The 6,785-nt window shown below is 43.1% G+C and carries 7 protein-coding genes; 5 read left to right on the forward strand and 2 right to left on the reverse strand.

Annotated features, from left to right (window positions below; genetic code table 11):
- Positions 1–11 precede the first annotated feature (11 nt).
- The 4 genes from AACQ42_RS06090 to AACQ42_RS06105 all read left to right on the forward strand — a co-directional run bounded on the left by AACQ42_RS06090 (position 12) and on the right by AACQ42_RS06105 (position 4,626).
- Positions 12–1,733, forward strand: a complete 1,722-nt coding sequence (locus AACQ42_RS06090) for an ABC transporter permease (protein ID WP_094165846.1) — start codon at positions 12–14, stop codon at positions 1,731–1,733.
- The gene (locus tag AACQ42_RS06095) at positions 1,699–2,346 is read left to right on the forward strand and encodes an ATP-binding cassette domain-containing protein (protein WP_094165847.1); all 648 of its coding nucleotides are present in this window, start codon (positions 1,699–1,701) and stop codon (positions 2,344–2,346) included. The genes AACQ42_RS06090 and AACQ42_RS06095 overlap by 35 nt, the downstream gene beginning before the upstream one ends.
- Entirely contained in the window at positions 2,339–2,977 is a 639-nt protein-coding gene (locus tag AACQ42_RS06100) for a CDP-alcohol phosphatidyltransferase family protein (protein WP_094165848.1), read from the forward strand. Before AACQ42_RS06095 ends, AACQ42_RS06100 begins: the two co-directional genes overlap by 8 nt.
- Before the next feature lie 158 nt (positions 2,978–3,135).
- The gene (locus AACQ42_RS06105; protein WP_094165849.1) at positions 3,136–4,626 is read left to right on the forward strand and encodes an EAL domain-containing protein; all 1,491 of its coding nucleotides are present in this window, start codon (positions 3,136–3,138) and stop codon (positions 4,624–4,626) included.
- 75 nt (positions 4,627–4,701) lie between these two features.
- Here the strand turns inward: AACQ42_RS06105 and AACQ42_RS06110 are convergent, their stop codons facing one another.
- On the reverse strand, positions 4,702–5,634 hold the full coding sequence (locus AACQ42_RS06110) for a class I SAM-dependent methyltransferase (RefSeq protein WP_176429688.1): 933 nt from the start codon (positions 5,632–5,634) through the stop codon (positions 4,702–4,704).
- Between the two features lie 11 nt (positions 5,635–5,645).
- Positions 5,646–6,341, reverse strand: a complete 696-nt coding sequence (locus tag AACQ42_RS06115; protein ID WP_094165851.1) for a TIGR01621 family pseudouridine synthase — start codon at positions 6,339–6,341, stop codon at positions 5,646–5,648.
- A gap of 263 nt (positions 6,342–6,604) precedes the next feature.
- Here AACQ42_RS06115 and tnpA point away from each other — a divergent pair.
- Positions 6,605–6,785, forward strand: a 181-nt coding sequence (tnpA, locus tag AACQ42_RS06120; protein WP_141195638.1) for an IS200/IS605 family transposase, incomplete at its 3' end; no start/stop codon positions are given.

Consider the following 6,785-nt stretch of genomic DNA (forward strand, 5'->3'; position numbering starts at 1 on the left):
GATAAAGCCCGATGTTTAGAGCAAGCTATTTGCTGATTATTGTCATCTGTATTGCCCCAGTTGTTCCCGGCCTACTTGGGGTCATACTCTCCTCATTGGGCTATATTCCTCCCGTTGGCTTGCACCACTTTTCTCTAGATGGCTACATCGCCATTTTACAATGGTCGGGAGTCGGGCAATCTCTACTACTTAGCATAGGTTCTGCGTTAATCAGTACCTATCTCGCCGCGGCGATCTGCTTTGCTATATTGCAATCATTGTGGCACAGCCGTTACTGGTCAAAAGTAGAGAACGCTTTGTCACCGCTACTGGCTATGCCTCACGTCGCTTTTGCCATTGGTTTTGCTTTTTTATTCTCGCCAAGCGGCATGATGGATCGCCTTTTGTATCATCTGTTTGGAACCTCATTCATGGGAGATGGCGCTTCACTTTTAGTACGCAACCCTTACGCAGTCGGGTTAACCTTAGCGTTAACACTTAAAGAAGTTCCTTTTTTACTGCTGATGAGCATCCCCATCTTGCAGCAATTAAACATTGATAAACTGCAACAAGCAGCGGCTTCGCTGGGTTATTCTCAACCCCAACTATGGCTAAAAGTGATCTTCCCACAGTGGTTAAATAAACTGCGGTTTGCCCTCTTTGCCGTGATTGCCTACGGCGTATCCGTTGTCGATTTGGCGCTCATTTTAGGCCCCAATAATCCACCAACGTTTGCAGTATTGGTATGGCAGTGGTTTAGTGACCCTAACTTAGCCTTAATTCCTCGCGCCGCCGCTGGCGCCGTTCTGTTGTTTATACTTGCAAGCGCCATGTTATTGATCGTTCTCTTCATCGAAAAGTGTTCGACGCAACACTACAAACGCTGGCAATACTCAGGCCGCTATGCGCTTTCCTTGCCAGGAAAATCACTGTTTTTATTCATCATTACCTTATCTCTGCTGATGTTGCCTTTAATGGTGATTTGGAGTTTTGCACAACGTTGGCGCTTTCCAGACTTATGGCCCAGCCAGTTCAGTGCCCGTTTTTGGGACAACGAATGGTTGAATATCGCACCAACCATTTATCAAAGCGTACAATTAGCGCTATTCAGCACTGTGATTGCGCTGGTGTTATCTCTACTCGCTCATGAGTATAAGCTCAAATATCAGCGTCATTTACCCAGTTATTTGATCGCCTTGCCAATGCTCATTCCTCAACTTTCACTGTTATTTGGCATGCAGATCGCCACACTCTTTTTAGCCAGCGATCAGTATTGGCTTTGGGTTACATGGTCACATGTATTCTTCGCCTTTCCTTTTGTCTACCTTGCGTTGGATGGCCCGTGGCAAAGCTACAATCAAAACCTGACTAAAGCAGCGTTAAGTTTAGGAAAAACGCCGTGGCAAGTATTTTGGCAAATTAAAACGCCGCAACTCTTGCCAGCCATCGTTTACGCGGCAGCGGTTGGAATGAGTGTGAGCTTAGCGCAATATTTGCCGACTTTGATGCTCGGCGCAGGAAGGATCGCTACTATTACTACCGAAGCCGTTGCGCTCTCGAGTGGCTTTGACCGCAGAGTCACCGCCATCTATGCCATTTGGCAAGCCCTACTGCCTTTAATTTTTTTCACCTTGGCGATTGTGATCAGCCGCCTGCAAACTCATCGCCGTACCATGAACCCTATCGTTAAAAAAACTGCCCGTAAGGAAGCCATTACTCATGACGTTCTGCCTCGAAAACCTCGCCATCCATAAACAAAATGGTGACGTTCTCTTATCGGATTTAAATATCACCATCTCCCCAGGTGAAATTGTTAGCTTAATGGGGCCGAGCGGCTGCGGAAAATCAACGCTACTTAATGTAATTGCGGGTCATTTGGGGAGGAATTTTAGCTTCCAAGGCAGAGTCATACTGGACGATGTCGACATCACTTTGCGGCCTGCACATCAGCGGCAAGTCGGTATTTTATTTCAAGATGATCTGCTCTTCCCACATCTGACGGTTTGGCAAAATTTGGCTTTTGCCTTACCCAACTCGGTAAAAGGCCATGAACGGCAGTCTCAAGCAGAAAAAGCATTACAGAAAATTTCTCTCGAACATCTTGCCAATGCTTACCCAGAACAGATATCTGGGGGGCAGCGAGCACGTATTAGCTTGGCTCGCATGCTACTGGCTCAACCTAAACTGGCACTATTGGATGAACCATTTAGTAAGTTAGATAAAGCACTGCGGATCCAATTTAGGGATTGGGTCTTCAATCAACTGGTCGCCGAAGGCATTCCGACCTTGATGGTCACGCACGATAAAGACGATGTTCCGCCTAACAGCCGCATTTTAACCTGCTCATGGGAGAGCGCACATGCTTGATCGATTTAGTGTCAAAATCATTCGTTGGCCACTAGAGAAAACAGCTCAAGGGCTTCATCGCTTAGGCATTACAGCGAACCAAACGACACTCTGGGGTTTTGCTTTAGGTTGCTGTGCATTTCCTGCACTTGCTTTCTCGCAGTACACGCTGGCATTAATTTTCATCATACTAAACCGAATAGCGGATGGCCTTGATGGTGCGTTGGCAAGAATTCAGGGGGTCAGCGATGCGGGAGGATTTCTCGATATCAGTTTAGATTTTCTGTTTTACTCGCTCATTCCGTTTGGTTTTGTGCTGGCTTCACCTGAGCACAATGCGGTAGCTGGCGCCTTTTTGATCTTTTCTTTTATCGGTACGGGAAGCAGCTTTCTTGCCTTCGCCGTGATGGCCAGCAAGCAAAATATCCACAGCCCTATCTACAAAAATAAATCACTGTATTACATGTCAGGCTTGACTGAGGGTACGGAAACGATTGCTTGTTTCGTCCTGTTTTGTCTTTTTCCCCAACATTTTGCCTTGATAGCTTATCTATTCGGCTGCGCATGCTGGTTCACCACCATTACTCGCATTTATTCTGGATTTCATACACTTTCTACCACTCATTCACGTCAGGAATACAAACATGATTAACGCTATCACTTTTGGCTTCGAACTACGGCTTCAAATCCAGATAATGTAATACATTGGGTAATCGTATAACTCTTCGAAATTCTCATCAATTGAACCAGTGGCATGCTAAACTGCGCACTTACTAGCGCAGTGGCATAACGATGCCTAAGGTTGCATTGATGACTTTGACCAGACCCGTTAAAATAGCGATCTTACTCTTTCTGATCCCGACTCTTATTTTTTCGTTAGCCATCCCGATATTAATCAATCCATTGACACGCTATGTGCTGGAAAACAAACTCGATACCGTCAATCTTTACTTGGCCAATAGAGCTCAGAACTTAAATAATATGATTTTAGATCAAGTCGCTCAGATAAATTATGAATGCCAAGCAAGCGATATGTCATTAATTCGTGATTCCAAGTACTACAACCGATTTATCAGAATGATCGCGGTTGTCAACAAAGACGGGCGTAGCTGCTCGACTGTCGGTTTCCCATTACAACTTTCGGATGAGTTGAAAGCCTATGACCTCTCTTCAGGGTTTTACATGTCCACCACTCCCGCACTTTTTAATACAGAAAAAGAGCTACTTATTTATTATCAAAAAGAAGGTAATCGAATTTTTTGGATATTAGACAGTAGCTGGCAAGAAGAGATATTAAAAGGTGATTGTATAAATTGCTTTTTATTAAATTTTCATTATTTATCGCCTAGTTTAAATGGATTGAGAATGAGTCGAGGCAATAAAGAGATTGCTTACCAAGACCACATCACAACCATTAGTTACACCATAAAAGAGTTTGATATTCAAGAAACACTCTCTGCTGGTAAAGAATTCAAGCAATATCTTTACTACCAATTAATACATTGGGGTTATCCCATTGCGCTAGCAATTGGCATCTTATTATCTGTTTTTTATTTAAAGTTCAGAAATTATAGAAACTCAATTCAAGGATTAATTCTTAAAGGCATCAAAGATAAACAATTCATCCCTTACTACCAAGCCATTCTTGATAGCCGAGAAGAGAGAGTTATTGGCTATGAGATCTTAGTTCGTTGGTGCAAAGGCAAAGAGATGGTTCCACCAAATGAGTTCGTTGGTCCGGCGGAAACATCCGGTTTAATCATCCAGATAACGAATCAAATCATAAGAAAAGTAATTGATGATTTAGAACAATTCGACGTGCAGCAATGGGTGAGTATCAATATCGTGCCAGCCCACATTGAAAGTGGTGGCTTAGCAGAAACACTAAAAGAACTCAATTGGCCGACCACCAAACAGATTCATTTTGAAATAACAGAAAGAACGCCATTTATTAATATTGAAAATGCAGGTAGGGCACTATCTCATCTTATGGCAAAAGGCTATAAGTTCAAAATTGATGATTTTGGGACAGGCTACGGTGGTTACTCATATATACAAAATCTTGGTATTTCTTGTATTAAAATAGACAAGATGTTTATTGATACGATTGGAACTGACGACTTAAAAATAAAGGTACTCAATTCCATTATTCTCTCAGCACAAGAAGCTAATATTGAAATTATTGCTGAAGGCGTTGAACGCGGAGACCAAGTTGATTATCTTGCTACTCGTGCTGTGTATCTTATCCAAGGATTCATCTATTCTAAACCCTCACCGATTGAACATATTTTGCAAAATTAATAATTCCTGAAGTCGGGAGAAATCACACCATAACCAACTTTATTATGGCGTGATCTTACCTAGTCTCCATTCTACTTAGGAGAAAATCAGTGCTTTCAGGCTGGCTTGCGGATCAATATCTTCAAACTCTGGTGGGTTTTCTAGGCGAGCTTGAAAAGTAAGTGATGGCGCTTCCACCTTCATCCCTTCGATTAAAAAGTCGCAGGTTACGGCTGGTGAATTAACGCATGCAAGCACTTCGCCGCCTTGTTCTAACAACTCTGGTAAACGGCGTAAGATACGTTGATAATCTTTAGTCAGCGCAAAGCTGCCTTTTTGAAACGAAGGAGGATCAATAATAATCAAATCATATGGCCCTGATTTTTTGATTTTTCCCCAAGACTTGAAAATATCATGTCCAAGAAACTTCACTGAATTGAGATTGTGGCCATTTAATTGATGGTTTTCACGGCCTTTAGCCAGTGATGCTTTGGCCATATCGACATTCACAACTTGGTCAGCACCACCAGCAATAGCTGCTACTGAAAAACCGCAAGTATAGGCAAATAGATTCAGTACATTTTTATGTTTAGCGTGAGATGAAACCCACTCACGGCCGTAGCGCATATCCAAAAACAGCCCGAAATTCTGGTTACGCCCAATGCTCAATTGGTACTTTAAGCCATTTTCGACCACCACAGGGTATGGCTCTAACGCTCCCCATACTGTTTCTGAAGGCGCGCCATCGGCATATCGATGCTGAAGTAAGACACAACGACCTTGCTTTTCTAGCCATAACGGACGGGTTGTTAGGTGCGACAAACCCGCTTTTAACTCCGCGAGAAAGTCCTCTTCGACATTTTTAAATAAGTTGACGACTAACTGCCCTTGCAACCAGTCACAGGTGAGCTGTTCTAGACCTGGCCACTGACGACCTCGGCCATGAAATAAGCGGCGAATTTCACCTGTATTGCAGGAGAGCTGCTGCTCAATATGGGTAAAAAAGTGAGAAAGCGCTGAACGTTGCATTGTTTGTTCTGTCATTTGTTTACTTTCGGCCAAACTAGATTCCAAGGTGTTAACCAAGATTCAATCCCTTGGCTAACAATGTCTGAGTTCCATTTCTGCCCCATCGCTACTTGATTGCGTGGGTCGCAGATAAATTGATACCACAGATCCTGATAGCAAAAACGTAACGCAAAAGCGTGTAGATAGCCTCTATCAGAATTATCATGAGAATGATAAATCGGGTCACCGACAATCGCAGAGCCGAGTGATTTCAAAGCAACCCTAATTTGGTGGGTTTTTCCGGTAAAAGGTTTACATAAAAAGAGACGTTCACCCGGCTCAGCAGAGCAGGAAAAAAACTGCGTTACTGCAGGGTTATTTTGTGTCGCTACTAACTTCCACGACGAACGTCGAGAGCGTTCCATATCACCGCTGATCAAACCCTGTTTCTTTTTAGGCTTTTTACTGCCAATGGCAAGATAGAATTTCTCGACTTCCCTTGCTGCAAAGTTTTTAGATAACTCACTAGCCGCGGCTTGATGGCGGGCAAGCAATAAAATGCCGGACGTCATTTTATCCAACCGATGAACTAAGTAGAGCTTGTCATCGCCTGAAACCTTACCCACTTCTTGCAGCAGCATTGTATCCCCATCATCTTTGTGCACAGAAACATTGGGATGCTTGTTGATGATGAGAAAATCGTTGTGAGTATAAAGAATATCAAACATGTGAATCACTAACTGCAGAATAGGCGGCTGAGTATAGCGTTAAACAACGCAGATACCAATAAATGCAAGGTTCAAGGCCGTAAGATGATAAAAAGGCTCTCGGATGAGTAATGCCGTTCACTTAAGAGTGAACGGCATTTTTGTTGTCATCCCTAAACCACCGCCTTGGGCGGTGGTGATTCAACCTTGGGGCTATTGCCCGAAGGAGTGCCCATGCTAGAAGTAAACCTCTTATTCACCACAAGTAAGAGGAAACTAAAAACATGGGCGATTATAGAAGTTCATCACATGTATATTGGCGTTGCAAATACCACATAGTTTGGACACCGAAATACAGATTTAAGATCTTGAAAGGGAATGTAGGTAAAGAGCTTTATCGCTCAATCTATATTTTGTGCAATATGAAAGATTGTGAAGTCTTGGAATTAAATGTTCAGCCGGATC

This window comes from Vibrio sp. V12_P9A6T4 (assembly GCF_963874835.1).
GTDB lineage: Bacteria > Pseudomonadota > Gammaproteobacteria > Enterobacterales > Vibrionaceae > Vibrio > Vibrio anguillarum.